22 protein-coding genes are annotated in these 22,965 nt (G+C 37.9%); all 22 read right to left on the bottom strand.

The genetic code is table 11. The features are described 5' to 3' along the window. Positions 1–33: 33 nt before the first annotated feature. A complete protein-coding gene (locus tag ACFPYN_RS02185) occupies positions 34–282 on the bottom strand; it encodes a YlmC/YmxH family sporulation protein (protein ID WP_377732262.1) in 249 nt (82 codons plus the stop codon). Positions 283–364: 82 nt separating this feature from the next. Beyond that, positions 365–1,153, bottom strand: coding sequence for an RNA polymerase sporulation sigma factor SigG (gene sigG / locus ACFPYN_RS02180; RefSeq protein WP_377732261.1), 789 nt, complete (start codon positions 1,151–1,153; stop codon positions 365–367). A gap of 95 nt (positions 1,154–1,248) precedes the next feature. Then, positions 1,249–1,956 carry an RNA polymerase sporulation sigma factor SigE gene (sigE, locus tag ACFPYN_RS02175; RefSeq protein WP_377732260.1) on the bottom strand — a complete coding sequence of 236 codons (708 nt, stop codon included), beginning with the start codon at positions 1,954–1,956 and terminating at the stop codon, positions 1,249–1,251. 19 nt (positions 1,957–1,975) lie between these two features. Next, the gene (locus ACFPYN_RS02170) at positions 1,976–2,806 is read right to left on the bottom strand and encodes a sigma-E processing peptidase SpoIIGA (protein ID WP_377732259.1); all 831 of its coding nucleotides are present in this window, start codon (positions 2,804–2,806) and stop codon (positions 1,976–1,978) included. A gap of 186 nt (positions 2,807–2,992) precedes the next feature. Next, entirely contained in the window at positions 2,993–4,180 is a 1,188-nt protein-coding gene (gene ftsZ / locus ACFPYN_RS02165; protein ID WP_377732258.1) for a cell division protein FtsZ, read from the bottom strand. A 40-nt stretch (positions 4,181–4,220) separates the two neighbouring features. Beyond that, complete coding sequence (ftsA, locus tag ACFPYN_RS02160) at positions 4,221–5,513, bottom strand: cell division protein FtsA (RefSeq protein WP_377732257.1); 1,293 nt, start codon at positions 5,511–5,513, stop codon at positions 4,221–4,223. Positions 5,514–5,623: 110 nt separating this feature from the next. Further along, positions 5,624–5,980, bottom strand: a complete 357-nt coding sequence (locus ACFPYN_RS02155) for a small basic family protein (RefSeq protein WP_377732256.1) — start codon at positions 5,978–5,980, stop codon at positions 5,624–5,626. Positions 5,981–5,983: 3 nt separating this feature from the next. Continuing rightward, positions 5,984–6,703: a DUF881 domain-containing protein gene (locus ACFPYN_RS02150; RefSeq protein ID WP_377732255.1), complete on the bottom strand. Its 720-nt coding sequence runs from the start codon at positions 6,701–6,703 to the stop codon at positions 5,984–5,986. Between the two features lie 222 nt (positions 6,704–6,925). Beyond that, positions 6,926–7,642, bottom strand: a complete 717-nt coding sequence (locus tag ACFPYN_RS02145; protein WP_377732254.1) for a DUF881 domain-containing protein — start codon at positions 7,640–7,642, stop codon at positions 6,926–6,928. Next, positions 7,623–8,414: a cell division protein FtsQ/DivIB gene (locus ACFPYN_RS02140; RefSeq protein ID WP_377732253.1), complete on the bottom strand. Its 792-nt coding sequence runs from the start codon at positions 8,412–8,414 to the stop codon at positions 7,623–7,625. The genes ACFPYN_RS02145 and ACFPYN_RS02140 overlap by 20 nt, the downstream gene beginning before the upstream one ends. A 24-nt stretch (positions 8,415–8,438) precedes the next feature. Beyond that, positions 8,439–9,521, bottom strand: a complete 1,083-nt coding sequence (gene ftsW / locus ACFPYN_RS02135; protein WP_377732252.1) for a putative lipid II flippase FtsW — start codon at positions 9,519–9,521, stop codon at positions 8,439–8,441. A gap of 20 nt (positions 9,522–9,541) precedes the next feature. After that, positions 9,542–10,894 carry a UDP-N-acetylmuramoyl-L-alanine--D-glutamate ligase gene (murD, locus tag ACFPYN_RS02130; protein ID WP_377732251.1) on the bottom strand — a complete coding sequence of 451 codons (1,353 nt, stop codon included), beginning with the start codon at positions 10,892–10,894 and terminating at the stop codon, positions 9,542–9,544. Further along, on the bottom strand, positions 10,895–11,866 hold the full coding sequence (mraY, locus tag ACFPYN_RS02125) for a phospho-N-acetylmuramoyl-pentapeptide-transferase (RefSeq protein WP_377732250.1): 972 nt from the start codon (positions 11,864–11,866) through the stop codon (positions 10,895–10,897). A gap of 42 nt (positions 11,867–11,908) precedes the next feature. Beyond that, positions 11,909–13,828 carry a penicillin-binding transpeptidase domain-containing protein gene (locus ACFPYN_RS02120; protein ID WP_377732249.1) on the bottom strand — a complete coding sequence of 640 codons (1,920 nt, stop codon included), beginning with the start codon at positions 13,826–13,828 and terminating at the stop codon, positions 11,909–11,911. 58 nt (positions 13,829–13,886) lie between these two features. After that, positions 13,887–16,094: a penicillin-binding transpeptidase domain-containing protein gene (locus ACFPYN_RS02115; RefSeq protein ID WP_449295459.1), complete on the bottom strand. Its 2,208-nt coding sequence runs from the start codon at positions 16,092–16,094 to the stop codon at positions 13,887–13,889. Further along, positions 16,091–16,459 (bottom strand): cell division protein FtsL, encoded by a 369-nt coding sequence (gene ftsL / locus ACFPYN_RS02110; protein ID WP_377732248.1) that lies wholly within the window; start codon positions 16,457–16,459, stop codon positions 16,091–16,093. The genes ACFPYN_RS02115 and ftsL overlap by 4 nt, the downstream gene beginning before the upstream one ends. After that, a complete protein-coding gene (gene rsmH, locus ACFPYN_RS02105) occupies positions 16,460–17,410 on the bottom strand; it encodes a 16S rRNA (cytosine(1402)-N(4))-methyltransferase RsmH (RefSeq protein ID WP_377732247.1) in 951 nt (316 codons plus the stop codon). A 167-nt stretch (positions 17,411–17,577) separates the two neighbouring features. Further along, positions 17,578–18,009, bottom strand: coding sequence for a division/cell wall cluster transcriptional repressor MraZ (mraZ, locus tag ACFPYN_RS02100; RefSeq protein WP_377732246.1), 432 nt, complete (start codon positions 18,007–18,009; stop codon positions 17,578–17,580). 175 nt (positions 18,010–18,184) lie between these two features. Beyond that, positions 18,185–19,801 (bottom strand): bacillithiol biosynthesis cysteine-adding enzyme BshC, encoded by a 1,617-nt coding sequence (gene bshC / locus ACFPYN_RS02095; protein ID WP_377732245.1) that lies wholly within the window; start codon positions 19,799–19,801, stop codon positions 18,185–18,187. Between the two features lie 84 nt (positions 19,802–19,885). Then, a complete protein-coding gene (locus ACFPYN_RS02090) occupies positions 19,886–20,272 on the bottom strand; it encodes a DUF3397 family protein (protein WP_377732244.1) in 387 nt (128 codons plus the stop codon). Continuing rightward, positions 20,265–21,158 (bottom strand): ketopantoate reductase family protein, encoded by an 894-nt coding sequence (locus ACFPYN_RS02085; RefSeq protein WP_377732627.1) that lies wholly within the window; start codon positions 21,156–21,158, stop codon positions 20,265–20,267. The genes ACFPYN_RS02090 and ACFPYN_RS02085 overlap by 8 nt, the downstream gene beginning before the upstream one ends. 261 nt (positions 21,159–21,419) lie before the next feature. Then, a complete protein-coding gene (locus ACFPYN_RS02080; RefSeq protein ID WP_377732243.1) occupies positions 21,420–22,961 on the bottom strand; it encodes an acyl-CoA carboxylase subunit beta in 1,542 nt (513 codons plus the stop codon). Positions 22,962–22,965: the final 4 nt, after the last annotated feature.

Here is a 22,965-nt window from a genome sequence, read left to right as displayed (position 1 = left end):
TATTGTACCAATCAAACCTCTAATATTCAATGTTTATCCCTGTTCTAAGCCCTTAGACTGAACGATGACGACATCTTTCCCAATAACTTTAATATCGCATAATCGGATCATAACTGTTGGGCGATTGCCAGAAAACAATTCCATCATCTTCTTTGGTTCTGCCAAGAAAAAAGATTCTATGGTTCCTGTCTCTTTAGATATTTGAGCATCATTAACAAAACCGAGCATTTTCCCATCACTTGCTTCAATAAACTCTTTTTGTTGGATATCAGTAAATTTCAACGGTCATACCCCCTTTGTTTAGTTTATGTTCATAAACGAAAAAAAAGCTTTTATTCTAGAAAAGGAATAAAAGCTTTTTATCTCAGTGTAAATCGTAATTGTATTGTTCTTTAATGACACGAATAGCATGCTTCTCAAGTCTAGAAATTTGAGCTTGTGATATTCCTAATTCTTTAGCAATTTCAGTTTGTGTTTCTCCGTAATAATAGCGCTTAGCTAATATTCTCTGTTCTCGTATATCCAACTTACTGATGCTTTCCTTCATAAAAATATAAGTCGACCATGATTCTTCGGATACTTGTTCATCTCGTAATTGATCAAGCATGAACACAGGATCACCGCCGTCATGATAAATAGGTTCTTGTAACGAAATAGGTTCTTGTATTGCATCTAAGGCAAACAATATATCTTCATGAGGGATTTCAATTATCTCTGCAAGTTGCTGGATCGTTGGTTCATGCAAATGTTCTGTAATATACTGTTCTTTTGCTTTCATTGACTTATAGGCAATGTCTCGTAGTGATCTCGATACACGGACCGGATGGTGATCACGCAAGTGTCTTCTAATTTCCCCAATTATCATAGGCACTGCATACGTGGAAAATCTCACATTGTGTTTTAAATCAAAGTTCTCAATTGATTTGATTAAGCCAATACAGCCTACTTGAAATAAGTCATCCGCTTGTTCTCCGCGATAAGCAAAGCGTTGAACTAAACTTAATACTAATCGTAAGTTTCCCATTACTAGCTCATCTTTTGCAAATTCGTCACCACTCTGTAAACGTATGAACGTTTTTGTCATCACTTCGTTTGATAAAACAGGCAGCTTAGACGTATCTACACCGCATAATTCGACTTTTGTACGTACCATCGCTTTTTCCTCCGAACTGTTCTACACTGTGATATCTTTCAGTGTGTCCGCCTCGGAGAAAACTATGCGTTTTGTATTGACTCCAAATTCATCCATTAAGCTGTCGGTTGATTTAATTCTTCTCGCAAATCATGTATGATTTTCTTCTCTAAACGGGAAATATAAGATTGAGAAATACCCAACATATCCGCAACTTCTTTTTGAGTCATTTCTTCTTGTCCGTTTAACCCAAATCGACATTCCATAATGTATTTTTCTCGCTTATCTAATAAATCGATTGCCGAGAACATAAATTGACGTTCAATTTTTTTCTCAACATCTTCCGCAATAATATCGTCATCCGTTCCTAAAATATCAGAAAGTAATAACTCGTTGCCATCTGCGTCAGAATTCAAAGGTTCATCAAATGAGACTTCAGATTTTAATCGACTAGTTTTTCTAAGATGCATTAGAATTTCATTTTCAATACACCGTGAAGCATAAGTAGCTAGTTTGATTTTCTTCTCTGTGTTGAACGTTTCTATTGCTTTTATTAATCCAATTGAACCAATACTTATTAAATCTTCAATATGAGATCCAGTGTTTTCAAAACGTCTTGCAATATAGACTACCAGCCTTAAATTACGTTCAATTAATGTATCCCTAGCTGTCATACTACCATTCATAAAAGCTTCAATCGTTTTGGCTTCTTCTTCACGATTCATCGGATGTGGTAAAGACTCACTTCCACCGATATAGTATGTTCCTTTGCTGCGCCATCTTCCCCAAAGTTCAAGTAGTCTGTACCAAATTCTGATTAACATAGCATTCGCCCTCCTATGATTAGCTAAATAGTGTTGAAGCATGCAAAATTACGTCTGATTGCTGTGGGAAATGTTTACTATTTTTGGTTAAAACTACATAACATGGTGCTAATGATTTCTCTTTAGTCGTTTTTAATTGAATATGGTCTACTTTAATACCAATGGCCCATGTTGACTGATTTTGAACGGTTTGTAGACGTATCAAACGCAATTGAGATCGAAATAACAATGGAATTTCTTGAAATGGTTCAATGGAGTCGCCCTCAAATGCATGCAAGTAGTGCCACAAGTCTAAAGGGATGAATGATTTCATTTTTTCTGCTGAAATAAAATGAACGGGATTACCTGACAGTGGTTCAATGCAATGGTTACCGGTGTCTGAATAAGAGGTGAGTTGAAATTCTTGGTTAAATAAACGAATTGTCACTTGACCCATGTAAGAATCCTTAATGGCTGTCAAATTAATACGAAACCAGTTCTTCCTAATACCTGATAAACTAAAAATTAAAGCACTCCCCGCAACGATGATCATCACATACCAACTGGCATTTGCTAATACGGGCTGAATTACCGTTAATAAACCACCAGCAAACAAAGCACCAATTAGTGTATTACCGGCAGCCAGAAACCAATTTGAACGATTAATTCCAAATGCAATAGTCATCATAAACACAAAAGTAGCTACTACCGACAAGAACCCCCCACCAAATATCACGATACACACTCCGCCTAGAAAAGCACTGAGCCATAAACGCCAAGACTTTTGATGAAATGAACCCATTTTGTTCGAAAAAGACAGCAATGAAAAGTTGATGAGGGTATTAATCGCAATTAAAACTTCAGCATACATTATCTCACCTCCTACAAATACGGTATCACTTGTCCACCGCAAAACCTGTCATTTCTTGTTTTTTTCACAAAAAAATCTACGACAAAAAAAGCCCATCTCAAGTAGCAAGTAAGCTACAGGAAATGGACTTTATTACTTTAAATTTCATACCGCGCCGAGCTAGCAAGACGCTTACCACTTTTATACTTAGTTACGTTTTTGACGGTTACGTAAGAACGTAGGGATGTCTAACGTATCTTCTTGTTGTGAAGTTTGTTGTTCTCTTTCTCTTCTTGGTGTTTCTTGTTGATAAGAAGGTGCTTCTTCACGTCTAGATTCTCTTGTTTCACGAAGAGGTTGTTGTGATTGTTGAGGTGGAGCTGCTTGTTGAGAACGACTAGCACCAAATCCACCGCTTCTTGTAACTCGGTTTGTGTTTTGGTCTTCGTTGAATCCAGTAGCAATTACCGTAACGATGATTTCATCTTTCAAATTATCATTGATAACTGAACCGAAGATCATGTTAACATCTTCATCTGAAGCAGATGCCACAATGTCAGCAGCTTCTTGAACTTCAAATAAACTTAAGTTAGAACCACCAGTAATATTCATCAAGACTCCTTTTGCACCGTCAATTGACGTTTCAAGTAGAGGACTAGAAATAGCTTTCTTCGCAGCTTCAGCAGCACGGTTTTCACCTGATGAAATACCGATACCCATAAGAGCTGATCCTTTGTTTGACATGATTGTTTTCACGTCAGCAAAGTCTAAGTTAATAAGTCCAGGTACAGCGATTAAATCCGAGATACCTTGTACACCTTGACGAAGTACATTATCCGCTTCGCGGAATGCTTCTAACATAGGCGTGTTTTTATCAACAATTTCAAGTAAACGATCGTTAGGAATGACGATTAATGTATCAACCGCTTCTTTCATTGACCCAATACCACCAATGGCTTGAGTCTGACGTTTACGACCTTCAAACGTGAATGGACGAGTTACAACACCCACAGTTAACGCACCAATTTCACGAGCGATTTGAGCTATTACAGGTGCAGCACCAGTTCCAGTTCCTCCACCCATACCAGCAGTGACGAATACCATATCAGCTCCACGTAAAGCTTCTTCGATTTGTTCTTTACTTTCTTCAGCAGCTTTTTTACCAACTTCAGGGTTTGCTCCAGCTCCAAGACCCCTAGTTAATTTAGCACCTATTTGTAACTTAATTTCTGATCTTGATAAATTTAATGCTTGTGCGTCTGTATTAACTGCAATAAATTCTACACCTTTAACACCGTGTTCAATCATACGGTTTACAGCGTTATTACCACCACCACCGACTCCAATTACTTTAATGACGGCAAGTTGGTCTAAGCTTGTATCAAACTCTAACATCGCATTTCCTCCTTAAATCACAAATTATCTAACACTAGTTTTATTCGAAAAATTTATCGAGGAACTTACGTGCTTTCCCCATAACACTTTCTTTGTCTTCTTCTTTTACATGATTCGTGTGTTTTTGTTTTTTAGGTACTGGTGAGCTATGTTCAGGTTTTTTTGATTGACCTAAAGCGCTATTCCCACCAAGGCGGTTATAAAACTGATCTTCCATATGAGCGTAACGTATTAAGCCAACCGCTGTCGCGTAACCCGGCTCACGTACGCCAATATACTCAGGTGTATAAAGTCTTACACGAGTTTGCAAGATATGTCGAGCTAATTGTGTCAGCCCTTCTAATTTTGCGACTCCTCCTGTAATAACGACTCCACCAGGTAAATCTTGAAGACCCATACGATAAAACTCTTCTAAGACTAATTCGAACAACTCTTCTAAACGAACACCAATAATTTCAGATATGTATCTCTGACTATATTGTTCTTTCATATCTGCACCTATCACAGGTACTTCAAACAATTCATCGTCAGATGCTTCATCATAAAAAGCATGTCCATACTGATGTTTAATTTTTTCCGCTTGTTCAGTTGGCGTTTTTAAGACGATTGACAAATCTTTTGTCAAATGGTCTCCACCTACCGGCAGAACGGATGTATGTGTTAAATGACCATCTTGGAAAATTGCAATCGTTGTAGAACCTCCACCAATATCAATGAATGCGGTTCCATGATTTTTTTCATCTTCAGATAAAGCGAAATATCCAGAAGCAAGTGGTTGCAAGTATATTTCACGAATTTGAAGACCAGCCCGTTCCACACAACGTAAAACATTATGTAAAATCGTTTTGGAAGTCGTTAACATCGTGCCATCCATTTCTAAACGAATGCCAATCATACCTCTTGGATCTTTAATTTCATCTAAATGATCCACGATAAATTGTTTTGGCACTAAATTCACCAATTCTCGTTCAGGTGGAATGGACATCACTTGTGCTGATTCTATCACACGGTCTAAATCATCATCGGTAATTTCACGATTTTCACTATTTACTGCTACCACACCTTTTACATGGTGCAACATTGCCTGGTTAGCAGGTACTCCTAAAACTACTTCGTTTATAGACATTCCAATCATTCGTTCAGCTTGCTCTATTGCTTTTTTTATAGATTGCACAGTCGCATCAATATCAACTATTGCGCCTTTTCGTATTCCATTTGACTTAACATTGCCTACACCTATGACATTTAAAGTACCATTCGTCATTTCTCCGATAAGTACCTTAATTGATGATGAACCAATATCAAGAGAAACATATAATTCTGTCTGATTCAATCCGTGGCACCTCCTTCAACAACTCTTTACTCACCATTCTATTGCATTCTAGCAAGCTTGTCTAAGTAAAACGTTAAAAGTTGTAAATTTTCCTTCTATTCGACTGTTTTTTAGTCAATAGTCCCTTTTCTTTCCGTCCATTTGGTCAATAAGATACGTCTAATCACTGCGATGTTTTGGAAAAGACGAACACCAAATGCGAAAATTGCAGCTAAATACAAGTCAACTCCTAAGTGAACTCCTAGGAAAGCCAATCCTGCAGCTAATGCAATATTAAAGAAAAATCCTGACACAAAAACCTTGTCGTCATAAATATGTTGTAATTGAGCTCGAATTCCCCCAAATAGAGTATCCAGTGCTGCAAGAACGGCAATAGATAGATAGTTTTCATACACCGAAGGGATTTGAATATCTGTTAATAAACCCAGAGATATTCCCAAGATTAATCCGAGTAATGGTAACCACATATGTTAATCCCCTTTAGATGTATTTTTCAAGTATTTATTTTTAATAGATTGATCGAATGCTGGAATCCCAATTTGATCTTGGGGTTTCCCTATCGTTAAGGTTAAGTTATCAATAAAAAAGTCGTCAGCAATCATCGAAGACTGTAAATGGTTATATAGTTTTTCTGCATCTTCAATCGTTTCATTTCCTATTCGCACTTTAAATGGCGGCGTTCGAACAGTTAAACTATTGACCGTTGTTTGCCCATTGATATCTCGAATCGGAGAAGAATGAATGATTCGTTTCCCATCAATTGATACATCATGTCCATTAAAGCGATTAATTTCGTTTAATAATTGGACGAGTAAATCAGGTGAAATACTTGTCACTTCTTGTCCAAGAGCTATGCCTTCCAGAGATGGCTTAATTGTAAGTTCCAAACCTGGACCGGTTACTTCTGTTAAACCTGCTTTTTCTCTTAATGTTTCAAGTGTTTCATTCAACGCTTGTGCAGGACTTTCAGATTGTAAATTCTCATATTTAGTAATAGTTTTATTAACCTCTCTAATCTGTGTCAGCATCTCGGAGTGCAATTCTTTCTCAAGAGATAGTTCTTGCCTAATTTCCCACATATCACGAGTATCTCGTGATTCAGGTTTTTTAACAGTGTTGTATTGCACAGCAACCATAAAACCGACAATCAATAAAATAATAGTGAAGCGGACATAAACACCTTGTTTCATCCAACCGCTCCTTCCTTTCGAGTACAAATATTCTTTAGGAAAAGCTTGTCCGCTTTTCGGGCTTATCGTGGTCGGGCTAAATTGGGCTTGTCCGCTTTTCGGTGTCTACCTGCGAAGCCCAGCTCGCACCTAAGCTTCAGGACCTCATGCGAAAGCAAGGCTTTCGAATCGGTCCTTCCAGCGCCGGTGTCGAGCTAGAGTGGGCTTCTTCGCTTTTCGGTGTTACAAAGCTGGCATTTCAATTTTCGATTTTTCTTCAATCGTAACCACGATATTATCGTTGACGAGTTGATCTAATACTCCACCAGTAAGTTGTAGTGATGGGACTAATACTGTTGGATCTCCAATTGCTTCAATTACGAATGGTGCCGGGAATTGTTCGCCATCAATTGTTATGACGGGACCATTACATTTTATATAAGAATTAGCATGTAGTCGCTGGCCATTTATGGTAATTGCTTCAGATCCAGATATTTTCAATTCATTAAGCACTTGGAAAACGTGACTTTCGTGAACTATATAGTCATTTGGGTTAACTGATGATGGATTATATTCTGCATCTTCAAGCTGTACTTTTATCCCTTTTCCTTTTGCAGGGAGCACGCCAAGTACTAGGCGTAAATCTTCAGCCTCTTGAATCAAGCTTTCATATTGTTCTTCACTACCTGAAAGAGATTTTTCAATTTCTCTCACTTGCTGTTGTCTAGCGCCTAATTCAGTTGACAATTCTTTATTGCGTTCCTTTTGTAGGATGAGATCTTCTCGATAGCGTTCCTCTTGCTCAAAGTATTTGCTACTGACAGGTTCTCCACTTAGTTTTTTGCTACTCGACAAACTATACGAATAAGACAATATAAATCCTAGTACTAAACATACAAGTGAAAAAATGATTCTTTTATGAACAACCGACCGAGTAGGTTTATTCTGGAGTTTTTTCATCTTCCTCCTCCTCCTTAGGTTGTGGATTATACATATCTAAATAGGTTTGAAAAAACGAACCCACTTCTATATCAATTACACCCTTTTCGGTATCACCAATTTGAGCAATAATCGACGGATAATAGTTCATTTTCTCAGCAAACGACTGGATAACAGCTCTAACTTCATAGCCGTCATTCATATAAAGTCGAATTCGATAAGGATCTGCTTTTGAAGGGACAGATTCAATTTGTGAAATCATAGATAGCACTTGAGGCTTTAACTCGGCAAGTTCCTTCACCATGCGTATTCTAATTTTCGGTTTATCAAAACCGCTAAGTAACGGTGCGTCTACTGGAGCTATTGTCTTGTCAGATTGAAATATCGTTCCATTTTCAAGAACGATGTCAAATCCTATTTCTGATTGGATATAGGCCGCTTTTTCCCATTCCGTTACTTCAATTTTCACAGATGTAAAGCCATTCCGTTTGACGTTGACTTCTTTAATCCAATCATTTTTTAGTACCAGTTCTTCAGCATTGCTTGTCCTAATTTCCCACATGGATTGTCCTTTTTGTAAACCACTTTGTTTAATATACTGGTCACTAGTCGTCAAATTAGACCCTTCAACGACAATCGTTTGTACGTGACTATAAGGAGATTGAAAATAGAGGAGACCAAATAAAGTAACAAGGAAAATAACGAGCAATAACGTGAACTTTCGATTTGTTCTCTTTTTCCGTCGCTCTCTTAGCGTTGGAATTCTGTCTTCAATGTCGATAATTTTATCCACGTTATTCACTCCTTTCCTACTCTATTAATCTTTTGAAAAACGAAGAATGAGACCTACGATGAGCCATGTTGATAAGAGAGATGAGCCGCCATAACTAATAAAAGGTAAAGTTACACCAGTCACTGGAAATAACCCAATGACTACACCAATATTTAAAAAGATTTGGAAACCAATCATGGACTGAAGTCCCGCTATTGCATAAAAACCAACTTTTGTTGGAGCAAGGATAGCTAAGCGGTAGCCGGTAAACAAGAAAATAATGAACAGACTAATTAGAATCACTGCACCAAAGAAACCCATTTCTTCTACAATGATTGAGAAAATAAAATCATTTTGAGGTTCAGGTAAATACAAAAACTTTTGTCTACTTTGACCAAAGCCATGTCCAAACAAACCTGAAGGTCCGATGGCTAGAAGAGATTGAATCCCTTGAAAACCACTATTTAAGGCATCTTCCCAAGGATCAAGAAATGCAGAAATCCTCTTTAAACGATATGGAGCAGAGACGATTAATCCAACGAGTGCTAAGATGCCTATACTCCCTATACCTAGGAAAAAGCGAATTGGGAAACCAGCGATAAATAAAAGCGAAAAGCCACCAACAATTAATAAAAAAGCAGATCCAAAATCTGGTTGTACTAGAATTATTCCAGCTGGGATTAAACAGATTAATAATGGTCCAACATACTTTCTTTTTTTATCATGCATTGTTTTCGCTAGAATAGAAGCCAAAAATCCCATGACAGAAATTTTTACGAATTCAGCTGGTTGTAAACTAAAACCAGCAATTTGAATCCAACTCTGTGAGCCATTTCTAACAATACCAAGTCCAGGGATGTAAACCGCAAATAACAATAGTATGGACGCAATATAAGCGCTAAACCAAAATTTCTGAAGGTGAATAAAAGGAAGTTTGTATATCACCCAAGCACTTATCATACCTATAGTGCCGTACATAATTTGTTTCCAAAAGAATGGAAGACTATCTTCATAGTGTACTTTCCCCCAGTAGGAACCGGCGGAATAAACAAAACAATAACCAATCACAGTTATTAGTAAACTCGTAAATAGAAAAATATATGTCGGTTTTTTCTGCAGTGTTTGCATCCTTTCATCTGGTAATCTGTTTACTTAATTTGAAATACTGCTTCGATAAAATCATCTCCACGCAACTCGAAGTTTGCGTATTGGTCCCAACTCGCACAAGCAGGTGAAAGTAAAATAACATCCTTAGGCTCTGATAAATCAGTTGCCACTTGAACAGCTTGTTGAATGTTTTCTACTTTTTCTATTATTTCGACTCCACATGATGCTGCAAACTCAATGAGACGATCACTCGTTTCACCGAATGCAACCACTGCTTTTACGTGATTCATATAGTCCCGCAGTTCTTCAAATGAATGTCCTCGCTCTAAACCACCAGCTAATAAAATTACTGGTTGGTCGAATGCTGCAAGAGCACTTCTTGTCGCTAATGTGTTTGTCGCTTTTGAATCATTGTAGAATTTTCGTTTCTTCCATTCCCGTAAAAATTGTGTGCGATGCTTCACTCCTGTAAAGGACGTCAACACATGCTGTATAGTTTCTTTCGGACAATCTAGTAAGATAGCAGTGGCAACCGCACATAAAATATTTTCAAGATTGTGCTCACCTGGTAAAGCAATTGATTTTCTTTCAAGATAAGGTTCGCCTTTCCAATAAATATACGCTGCATCCCCACTTATTCCTTCTTCTCTGTGTCCTTTTGTAGAGAATGGGATAAGTTTTGCTTTTGACAGACCTGCGTATTTTACAACTTCAGGTTGGTCTGCATTGTAAATAAAGACATCTTCATTGGTTTGATTTTTGGTTACTCCATATTTGGCATCCCCGTATTGTTCAAATGAACCATGATAATCTAAATGTGCTTCATATAAATTGGTGAGAATCGCAATTTTCGGTTGGAATTTATCAATCCCCATCAATTGGAATGAAGAGAGTTCTGTTACAATCACGTGATCCTCTCGAGCATCCTCAGCTACTTTACAAGCAACTGTTCCAATATTCCCAGCTATTAATGGATTTTGACCACCTTGATTTAACATGTGGAATAGCAAGGTCGTTGTGGTAGTTTTACCGTTTGAGCCCGTTATCCCAATAAATGGTGCTTCACTGATTAAGTACGCTAATTCAATTTCCGTCCAAACTGGAATTCCTCTTGATACAGCATCTCTAACAATCGGATTATGATAAGGAATACCAGGATTTTTAATCACATATTCGAAACCTTCATCCAATAGATCCTCTGGGTGTCTTCCACAAATAACGGTAATGCCCTTACTTAATAAATTTTGAGCATCTGGACTCTCTTCAAAAGGCTTTGAATCATTTACTGTAACAAATGCACCTAATTTATGAAGAAGTTCCGCTGCTGCTACTCCACTCTTTGCAAGTCCTAAAACGAGTACTTTTTTTGCTTTGAATTCTGTTATGTTCTTCATTTACAATACCTCCAGCATAACGACAATAAAGGCAGCAAGGAAAGCCGTTGACCAAAATACGACAACGACTTTCCATTCAGACCAACCTGATAATTCAAAATGATGATGTATTGGACTCATTTTGAAAACCCGTTTTCCCGTCGTTTTAAAACTAATTACTTGAATAATAACGGATAGCGTCTCTATTACAAAAATTATCCCTACGATAACCAGTAATAGCTCTTGTTTAACTAATATGGAAACCATCGCAAGCGCTCCACCAAGTGCTAGTGAGCCGGTGTCACCCATAAATACTTTTGCTGGATTGGCATTAAATATTAGGAAACCAAGAAGTGCTCCTGTCACAGCAAAAGCAAAAATGGCAATGTCTAATTGTTGGTAAACTAATGCCAAAACACCAAATGTAGTAAATGCAATAGATGCTGTTCCTGAAACAAGTCCGTCTAAGCCATCTGTTAAATTAACAGCGTTTGAAAAGCCTACAAGCCAAAAAATCATGAACGCCACATAGGCAATACCAAGATCAACTGACCAATTAGTAAATGGCACACTTATCGTTGTTTCGAAAGGTCCTTGACTAAGTAAGAAAAAGGAAGCAACTGCAATAATAATTTGCCCGATTACTTTTTGTAATGATGTCAATCCTAGATTTCTTTTAAGAACCACTTTAATAAAGTCATCTAAAAACCCGATTACGCCAAAACCAACAAACACTAAAACTAAAACAATTGTTTGTGTAGTTAGCATTTCTAAATAAAATGCCACGCCTAATGTTGTCATGACTATTGAGACAATAAAGACAAGTCCACCCATTGTCGGTGTACCTGCTTTTTTCATGTGAGATTGTGGTCCTTCTTCACGAATACTTTGACCAAACTTCATCCGTTGCAATGCTGGAATGAAAATGGGTGTTAAAAGAACTGTAAGTAAAAAACCGATCCCTACAATCATTATTATTGGTGCGAGTGTCATATGTATTCTCCTTCGGATAAACGATGGTTGTCGTTATTACTATTATTCACCTAAGTATAAATGAATCGTACCATCAACAGACAGTAAACTTTCTGCTTGTGGAAGCTGGGATATTATTTTCGTTCCGGTACCATGCCATTCAATCTTAAATGGTTCATCTATCATCATAATTTTATTTTTCTCTTGCCCGACTAAATCTGGAACTCTTCGCTCTATATTATCTCCCCATCTATACTCTTTTTGGATTTGATCTTTGTTGTAATTGAATCCAATAAAAGGAGCGCTATCTTCAATGATCTCTCCTACAATTGGTGCAGCAATTACTCCACCAAACTGTACAACATGTTTTGGATTATCAATCGCTACATAAACCACGATTTCAGGGTCGTTAGCAGGTGCAAACCCGATAAACGATACAATATACTGCCCTTCGACGTAACGTCCATTCACAGCCTTCTGTGCAGTCCCTGTTTTTCCGCCAATTCTCATTGTATCACGAAAAGCATTGCGTCCTGAACCATTTGCCACAACTGATTCTAATGATTCACGAACTTGTTTTGAAGTTTCTTCGGATATAACTTGTCGCACTTTCGTTGGTTCATTTTCTTTTATTACTTCGTTGGTCTGTTCATTATATATCCGTTTCACTACATACGGTTGAAACAACGTTCCCCCATTGACAGCTGCGGAAACAGCTTGAACTTGTTGAATAGGTGTGACGGATATTCCTTGACCGAATGAAGTTGTCGCATGTTCGACTGGTCCATAGCTTTCTTTAGAGAACAAAATACCAGTGGATTCTCCTGCAATGGATGATCCTGTTTTTTGCCCAAAACCGAAATCACGTATGTATTTCGACAGCTTTTCACGTCCAACACGTTGACCAAGTTCAATAAAACCAGGATTACATGAGTTTTCAACCACTTCTAAAAATGACTGATGTTTATGGCCTTCTCTTTTCCAACAACGTAATCTTGCACCTTCGACTATTGCATAACCAGGATCATAAAATGAATCATTTTCTAAATCCACTTTACCTTCTTCAAGCGCAGCAGCAAGAGTAATAATTTTAAAAGTAGAACCTGGCTCAAATGTCATGGACACAGGCAAGTTCTGATTATAAACGCTCGGACTAACTTTGTCATATTCCAATGGATGGAAAGTCGGAAAAGAAGCTAGCGACAAAATCTCACCAGTTTTAGGATTCATGGCAATTCCCATTGCTTGATCGGCATCATATTTTTCCATAGCCTGGGAAAGTGTCCGCTCCATAATCTCGTGAACATCTAGATCAATGGTTAATTCAACTGTCGCACCATCTTCTCCTTTGCCCCAACCGTCATTTACATGAGGCAGTGAATTTCCTTTAGCATCCGTGAATAAACGCAAGGTTGATTGAGTCGACGTCAAATATTCATTATATTGGAATTCAATACCAGCTAACCCTTGATGGTCATATCCAGTAAATCCAAGTAGACGTGACAGTAACTCATCATGTGGATAATCACGCACATAATCAACACCTGTATACAAGCCTGGGATTTGCAATGATTGGATATCAAGCGCTGTTCCAAGCTCAATATTTTTCCCTTCAGGTGCCAATTTGATTAAAAACGTTTTTTCACTCATTTGCTCCACGAGTTTATCTTTATCCACATTTAGAGCTACACTCAGTTTAGCTGCTGCACTTTCAACATCTTCGCTTTGAGCAGGCATAAAATAAAGTGTCGGTGCCAGTTTACTGCCTACAATTAATTCTCCATCACGATCGCGAATATTCCCTCTCGTTTGTGAAAAGGGTATTTCACGATCCCAATTCTCTTCAGCTTTTAGCGTTAGCCATTCATATTGGAAAAACTGCATGACGACTAGTTTCCCTATAGAAGCAACACTTAAACAAAGAAATATAATCACCATTGTCCGAACTCTGATCTTCAACTGAAGAGGCACTCCTGCCTTCATAATAACCACACCTTGTTTTTTAACAAGATATGACTGGAATGGAGTACCTATTCAACATTTAATCTTGAGGGAGCTTTTCTTCTCCCTTTTTTTCTGTTTCTTTTTTGGCTTTTATGTTCGTTTCTTCAGGTGTTTCAAGTTTAATTACGATTGGTGTCTGTTCGTTCGTTACGGTTCCTTTGGAAACACTTTGACTCACCGCATAGCCGTTTCCAACTACTTCTATATTTAGGCCTGATAACATTTGATAGACCAAAACATGACGTTTCGACCAATTTGTAAAGTCGGGTATGGTTATAGGTCCTTCCGTTTTTAACATGACTAAACTGCCAGGCAAAATTTTAGTACCAGCTGCAGGAAATTGTTCTGTAATTATTCCTTTATCCGTATTCCCAATAATAATTAGCTTCATCTTTTGATCAAGCATCTGATTTTCAGCAACTGCAACATCTTTCTCTTTAACTTCAGGAAGAGTAACAGTAGGTATGGACTTCACTTGTTCAGGTTTAATATTCATGTATTTCAAACTATTTTCTGTAACGGATTTAAATATTTCAGATACTGGCATGGATCCCACTTCTGTCGCTTCTAACTTTGGTTTAGAAACTGCCACATAGACGACTAATTGAGGGTCTTCAACAGGTGCCATTCCTAGGAATGAGTACAAATAATTTTCATACCCAGATAGATATTTACCCTCTTTGTTTGGAATCTGCGCTGTCCCTGTTTTTCCTGCTACAGTATAATCTGTCAGCTCAAATCTTTTTCCGGATCCATGTTCAGAAGTGACAGTGGAAGCTAACAACTCTCTCATTTTCTTTGCAGTGTCCGCAGAAATTGGTTTTCCTGTTTCTTCAGGTTTAGAATCGTGCATTACTTCTTTTGTTAATGGATTCACAATTTTTTCAATTACATACGGCTTCATCATGGTACCGTCATTTGCAATTGCCGTTTCTGCTTGAATAAGTTGCATCGGAGTAACCGTAGAACCTTGTCCAAAAGTGGAGACAAGTCGATCAAGTGGCCATTTATTTATGATTTTCCCACTTGCTTCATTCGGCAGGTCAATCCCTGTTTTCTTGCCAAAGCCAAATTTGTCTAGGTACTCAAGAAATGCTGTATCGCCAAGTCTTTCTAACAAATACGCCATGGCGACGTTTGAAGAGCGTTGGAAACCTTCCAAATACGTAATATTCCCCCATCCTTTTAAGTTATGATCTCGGATGGTAGTGTCTAGTAAGGTATATTTTCCTGATTGATACCAAGCGTTCGGATCCCATTTTTTTTCTTCCATAGCGGCTGCCACTGTAAATGTTTTCATGGTGGAACCTGGTTCAATCGTGTTTTCAATCGTTTCATTTAGCCAATTATCTGTGAGGCCATCACGGGTCTCAGGGTCAAATGATGGACGTTGACTCATCGCCAAAATCTTGCCTGTTTTCGGATCCGCCACCATGGCTACCATACTTTCTGGCGAATATTCTTCTTCGACTCTGCTCATAGCATCTTCAAGAAAATTTTGGACCGTTTTATCAAGTGTCAAGTGAATCTGATAGCCATCTTGAGCTGGTGTCACCATTTCTTCTGAGTTTGGTAACAAATAACCCCACAAATCTCCATCGTATTGAACTTTGCCATTCTTTCCGGTCAGTTGTTTATTATAAATCGATTCAAGACCCATTTTCCCAACTGTTTGGAACGTTCCGTCAGGTTGTTCTTCTTTTACAGCAAAGCCGATTAGATGTGAAGAAAAAGTTCCACCTGGATAAAAACGTTTTAAATCTCGTACAAAAACAAGACCAGGTAATTTCTGTTCCTTTATTTTCGTCATATTTTCATGGCTGATATCGCGACCAGCCGAACCAAATTCCACTTGATAAACGCCTTCTTTTGATAGGCGTTCTACTAATTTTTCTTTGGATAATGGGATATATTCAGCAAGTACACTTGCGGTTTTTTCCACATCATTTACATGTTTTGGCTTTTTTGCATTTTCTGTTGCTTTCGGGCTTAGAACCGCGACTAAACGATAACTTAATGTATCTTCTGCGATGACTTCACCGTTTTTATCTACTATTTCCCCACGACTAGCATTGATAATTTGTTCTCTTTCATATTTAGCAGCAGCTTTTGCAGCAAGTGCTTGCCCATCTGCTTCTCCCGTGACTTGGATAAATATCATCCTTGACAACAATAGAAAAAAGAGCCCTCCGTAGAACAAAAACATCAGAAAGGCTCCCCATTGAAATCGAAATTTCTTTTTCATTGTCCCGTAACAACCTTCACATTTTTCTCGTTCAGTTTCAAACCTAATGCTTTTGCTTTATCCCAGATACGGTCATACTCTGAGAGTTCGCTTACTTGGATGGACAAATCCGAATTTTGTTTTTTTGTTTCATCAATTTGTTGTTCAATTGATCGTATGTCTTGTGAAGAAGAGTAAATACTCGCCTGTGTTTGTAAAATCATCAAACTAAACATTGCAATGATAGATACAAAGAGAGCAATTAACACTCTTTCACCTTTTGTAAGTATTTTTCGGTTTGGTTTAATCGCTGGGTTAGCCGCAGGCTGTGGATTAACGACAGGCTGCTTTATGTAAGTTGTTTGCGTTCTAGCGTGCATGGCCATTTAATCACGTCCTTTTTCCTTTATTTTTTCTGCTATTCTTAGTTTTGCTGATCTCGATCGATTATTATTTAATAATTCTTCTTCACTTGGTAAAATCGGCTTGCGTGTAATTAATTTCATGTGGGGCTCCATGCCCTCTGGAATGACAGGTAAGTTTGGTGGTAATTCCGGATACGATGCTGCTTCTTTAAAAATTGTTTTAGTTATTCGATCTTCTAGTGAATGGAATGTGATTACACTAATACGTCCATTTACTGCAAGTAATTCAATGGCATCTTGAAGTGATTCTTCGGCAGCACCAAGTTCGTCGTTTACTGCAATTCGGATGGCTTGGAATACCCGTTTTGCAGGATGCCCACCTTTTCTTCTTGCAAATGCTGGAATACCGTCTTTAATAAGTTCAACGAGTTGTCCTGTAGTTTCGATTGGCGCAAGTTTTCTGGCTTCTTCAATTTTACGTGCGATTTGCTTAGAAAACTTTTCTTCGCCATAACGATAGAAAATACGAACTAGATCATTAAACTCCCAGTCGTTTACAACATCGAAAGCAGTAAGTGACGCAGTCATATCCATTCTCATATCAAGTGGAGCATCGTTGTGATAACTAAACCCTCGTTCAGGTGTATCCAATTGTGGTGAAGATACGCCTAAGTCATAAAGTATGCCATCTACTTTATCAATGCCTAATTCTTGTAATTTTTCTTTTATATCGCGGAAGTTCGCATGCACAAACGTCACTTTATGAAGATGATCTGCTAATCGGATTTTCGCATTTTCAAAAGCAGTAGTGTCTTGATCAAAACAAATCAACTTACCTTGATCATTTAATTGTTGAACTAAATACTCACTGTGTCCTGCTCCACCTAAGGTACAGTCGACATATATGCCATCTGGACGAATGTTCAATCCGTCAACGGTTTCGTGTAATAATACTGTTGTATGGTTGAACAACGAATCGTCCTCCTCTTTAGGGTAAAAATGTTTAGTTGTCGCTTTTCGTTATGTCTAGCTTCAAGCGCCAGCTCGCACCTTAGCTTCAGAAACTCAAACGAAAACAAGTTTTCGATTCGTTTCTTCCAGCACCGGCGTCGAGCTAAAGTGGCGCTTTTCGCTTTTCGTTATATATCAAAGCCGATCATATTTTCTGCTAAGTCGTTAAACGAGTCTTCGGATTCTTCGAAATAAGCTGTCCAAGAATCTTTCGCCCAAATTTCAATGCGGTTTGAAACGCCCAGTACGATACATTCTTTTTCCACTTTTGCATGTGATAACAATGTACTTGGAATGTTGATACGACCTTGCTTATCAATTTCCACTTCTGTTGCCCCAGAAAAGAAGAACCGTGTGAATGCTCGTGCATCTTTTTTAGTCACGGGTAAAGCCTTTAATTTTTCTTCGAGTTTTCGCCATTCATTCATAGGATAGCCGAATAAGCAGTTATCAAGACCTCTTGTAATCACAAATGTCTCGTCTAGGTGCTCGCGAAATTTTGCCGGTATTATAAGACGACCTTTCGCATCAACACTATGTTGATATTCTCCCATGAACATGGTACTCACCCCACTTATTCTCATAAATGTACCACATCCCCCCACTTTCCTCCACCAGTTTCTTAAAAAAAATTGGGAATAACCAAAAAATGTGATAATAGTACTTGTTGAAACAGATTGAAATCCTTTTCCCCCATAGAAAAAAGCCGTCTCAATATTGAGACGGCTTTGCTAATTAAACGGTAAGAATAGTATGGTTGCCATTAAATTCAAATGGTTGTGATAAGAGATCGTCAATAAATGTGGGACCGATTTCATTTAGAAATAATAATGGGCTAAACCATCTTTCTTGAAGGGTGTACTCAGGAAAAAGCGTTCCTTCGATTTGATTAAACTTTCGAATTTTCACTTCATGGCGCAATAAATTTGTATCTTCTATTTTACGACTCAAGTACAGGAACTGTTTGTTATGGAGTTCTAAATTTTTCTTCGTGATTATATTGAGAGTCGGACCTGCATTTGATAAATGATTATCTAATCTTTGATATTGTTCCTCTAAAGATTGTTGAATCTCTCGAATCATTGCTTCTGCATCGTCATCTTTAATATCATCAATGAATTTTTGTTTATGGGACTGTAATTCCCCATTGAATACACTCTCAACAGGTAAGTCTAATTCGTCTAAATACTGTTTAGACTTCTTATCCACTATTGAAATTGATAATCTTGGCACCATCACAGGTAGCTCCATATCAAAATGTTCAAACATGGTTTTAAAAGTGGCCCAGTATGCTAATTCCCCTGGCCCTCCAATAAATGCTAAGACAGGGAACACCATTTCTTGCATTAATGGTCGAGTAACTACGTTATTACTTAAGCGCTCGGGTTGATTAATAGCGATATCAATCAATTGTTGTCTAGAGAATCGAAGACCTGCAGTTTCATTTAAAAATACTCCGTTGATGTACTTTAATAAAAAGCGTTCTCCGTTTTCAACAATAAACAAATTAGAACTATCTTCTGATGCTAGTATTGGTTGACCATAACCCGCTTGTTGAAAACGACTTTCTTGATCCACTACGAGTGATGCTATCTCTTGAGCTTGTTCAATCATCTTCACAAAATAAGGAGATTCATACTTTCTAAGTGGTTGATAAGCAGCGTCAATTAAAAGCAACCCTTCGTTTGAGAAAAAGTCATGCATCATCACTGCAAAGAAATGACTGTACGAAGAAACTTGCTGTGTCATATCCAAGCACTTGCGAAGCAATTCTTTCGTATAAATAGTTTCGGTAAATTGCTTAAAGACATCACGAATGAAAGATTGTAATTTTTCAGCTTCTACTGCTGTTTCAGAAGCCATTTGTTTACGATTAGGACGATCATTATACGTATGCTTTTGCAATCGCCCTTGATTCAGAGTGAAAGTGGAATTAATTTCATCTAAATCGTGGTCTTCTCCAGCAATCCAAAACACGGGTACAACTGGAATACCTAAGGCTTGTCGTTGTTGTTTAGCTAATAAGATGATTGATAGTGCTTTATGTACGGAATATAGAGGACCTGTTAATAGGCCAGCTTGCTGACCACCGATGACAACCAGTGCGTCTTTTTCCAACTCGGATAAGTGGATATCCACTTCATCATTTTGTGGGAATTGCATCATATATTCACGAACAACATTTGCCAGTTGTATTCTGTTCACTTGGTGCGATTTCAACGATATCGCACGATTTTCATACGAAGTTTTATTCGGTAAATAATGAAAAAACGTAGAGAGTTCTTTCTTTTGAGCATGAAAATCTACTAGGAAAGGACTGCTATTTGGTTGATCAATTTGGTCAAATTTCATCATGGTAAACCCCTTTTGCGTGTAAATACCAATCGAGTATATCATTTGCCGTCACGACAGGAAAAACAAACGACTTATCGAACTTTAATTAACGAACTCTATGACTTTAAAAACGAAACCTAAACACCACACAACAAAGTAAGTAACACTAAGAATTAAAAACAAAAATCTCCATATTTTTCGAACAAGCGATATTAATTCAATTTCCTTTTGTGATTTCCACTCAAGGAATGTCAGGATCACACTTATAATTAACGCTATTCCTATTAAAAGTCCGACAGTTTCGATTTGAAACAAGGATTGAATTGCGATTGGGACAGCAAAAAATAAAACCACAGTCGTTATATCCGCTGCGTGTCCAAAGGCTTTAGTTTTTCTACTTATTTTACTTGACACAAAAAATACCACAATAAAAATCACAATAGGAAAAACTAATAGAAAACTAATGATTGTTTGAAAAAAATTACTCATGGGATTCACCTTTTTCATCAATAGCTAACACTAATTGATAAAGAGTTCTTAAAATGGGCAACTCTTTTTCTCCTGCCAAATTCAGCAAAGCCCCTACTATTGGTTCAATTTCACTTTGTCTATTGTTCAGTCGGTCTTGAAGCATAGAAGACTTGTTTGCTACTGTTTTTTCACAAAGCGCCTTTACATCCTCGAAGGATAATATTTGGTTAATTTCTGGAAAGGACAATTGCAATTCCACAAATAATGACTTCATTAGTTGAAATGCATGTTTATTTGTCAGTAATTCCCCATTTTCAATTAGTAAGATCGCAGTTATTGGATTAATGCAGGCGTTTAATATCGCTTTTCTCAACACGATAGCATAGGCGTCTTCTACCATTTCAATTTGAAATAAGGGAGATTGGAAAATTGATAGGTTTAAGCTTGCATTAGTAGTCGTTTCGAAAGGAGCAATCTTTGTTAATCCTATCCCTTTATGAATAACCGTGGTCGCATCAACTTTAAAAGCTCCGTGCTCGACCGTCGCAATATAAATCTGTTGTTGTTTTAATTGAGTTATCCATTGTAAGTGGGCTAGTCCATTTTGAATAAATAATAGTGGCGTGGCCAATGGTAGTGACTGCAATTTTTCTTCTATGTCCTGTAAATGATGATACTTTACAGCTACTATCCACAATGCATCAATTGGAGCTTGTCCATAGTCTACAAACGCCTCTACATGTGTATGAACTTTTTCTCCATTAGCGTGAACGAGTGTAATACCACGTTTTGTTAGTTGATCAGCCTGTTCAATCGTCCGTGTTATGTATGTAATTTGATGTTTTTGCTCACTAAAGTATGAGCCAATCAGTAATCCAATAGCACCCGCTCCGACAATGACCACGTTCAATTCATAATCAACTCCTTCAAATCTTATATAACTTCATAAAGGAGGACATATTGCTCCTTTCGAACTCATCTTAAGTACGCCACTTCTAGAGGCAACACTTGAGTACCAACTTTTTGTTGTCCTGAGGCGTTGTAGTCTTCGCCTGCACAGTAAGCCTACGAAGAGATGCGAAGCTATTTTTAGCGAGCTTATTTGTTACATCCTGTAAATGAAAAGGCCTACCAACGTGCGGCAGACCTTTCCTGTTGCTATTGATTATACTGGATAAACTGGATGTTTACGAGGTGGCTGTGAAATATGTTTCGTACTATACGTAAGATAGCGCATGGCTAATACTTCACGTAAATTACTTGGTGCAACAATTTCATCAATAATCAGTTCAGAAGCTAATTTATAGATATTGATTTCTTCTTTGTATTCTTTATGTTTTTGAAGAACAAACTGCAAACGTTCTTTCGGATCTTCAATTGCTTCTATTTTGTTCGAGAACACAGCATTTACTGCTGCTTCTGGACCCATTACTGCAATTTGAGCTGTAGGTAGAGCTATACAAACATCTGGTTCAAATGCAGGACCTGCCATTGCGTATAAACCGGCACCATATGCTTTTCTAACGATGACCGAAATTTTCGGTACAGTTGCAGAACTCATAGCCATGATTAATTTTGCACCATGTCGAATGATTCCGGCACGTTCAACTTTTGTACCAATCATAAATCCAGGAACATCAGCTAAGAATAATAATGGAATCCCAAAAGCATCACATAAATTGATGAATTTCGTAGCTTTGTCAGCAGAATCTATAAATAATACCCCGCCTTTGACTTTTGGTTGGTTCGCAATAATTCCGACTGCTTGTCCTTCAATACGTGCCAGACAAGTAATGATTTCCGAAGCAAATAATTTCTTCACATCAAAAAGTGAACCCTCATCAATTAACTGATCAATTGCTTCATACATATCAAATGGTGCATTTTGATTTTCTGGAATAATCGCTTCAAGTGAGCGACCTTCTTTATTCGCTTTTGGTTCTACCATTTTCGGTTTCTCAGTAAAGTTTGCTGGGAAGTAAGCTAAGTAACGACGAGCTTCAGAAATAGCTTCTTGTTCACTTGTTACTAATACATCGCCACACCCACTAACGGAACAGTGCATGCGAGCGCCGCCCATTTCTTCTAACGTAACTTTTTCACCAATTACTTTTTCTGCCATACGCGGTGATCCTAAGTACATAGAAGCATTACCTTCAACCATAATTACGATATCACAAAATGCAGGGATGTAAGCTCCTCCAGCTGCTGAAGGTCCGAATAGTAAACAGATTTGCGGAACAAATCCTGACATCCTTACTTGATTGTGGAATATTTTACCTGCTCCTCGTCGATTTGGGAACATATCTAATTGATCCGTAATTCGTGCACCTGCTGAATCGACAAGATAAAGCATTGGCACACGTGTTTTCTCTGCTATTTCTTGAATGCGGATGATTTTTTCAACAGTACGAGATCCCCATGACCCTGCTTTAACTGTTGAATCATTTGCCATTACACATACTTGTTGTCCACCGACTTTACCTGTAGCTGTTACGACACCATCCGCCGGAAGATCTCCTGCTTCACAGTTTGCAAATCGGCCATCTTCCAAGTACACGCCTTCGTCAAAAAGTAAGGCTAAGCGATCACGCACAAATAACTTGTTTTGTTCTTTCATTTTTTCATGATATTTCGAATGACCACCTGCGAAAATAGTATTTAGCTTTTCTTCTAAGCGTTCATTGTATGCAGTTTTCTCCGTCATCTAT

This window comes from Paenisporosarcina macmurdoensis (assembly GCF_042658845.1).
Classification (GTDB): domain Bacteria; phylum Bacillota; class Bacilli; order Bacillales_A; family Planococcaceae; genus Paenisporosarcina; species Paenisporosarcina macmurdoensis.
The sequence above is the reverse complement of the archived record's forward strand: the minus strand, read 5'-3'. Positions and strand labels throughout refer to the sequence as shown.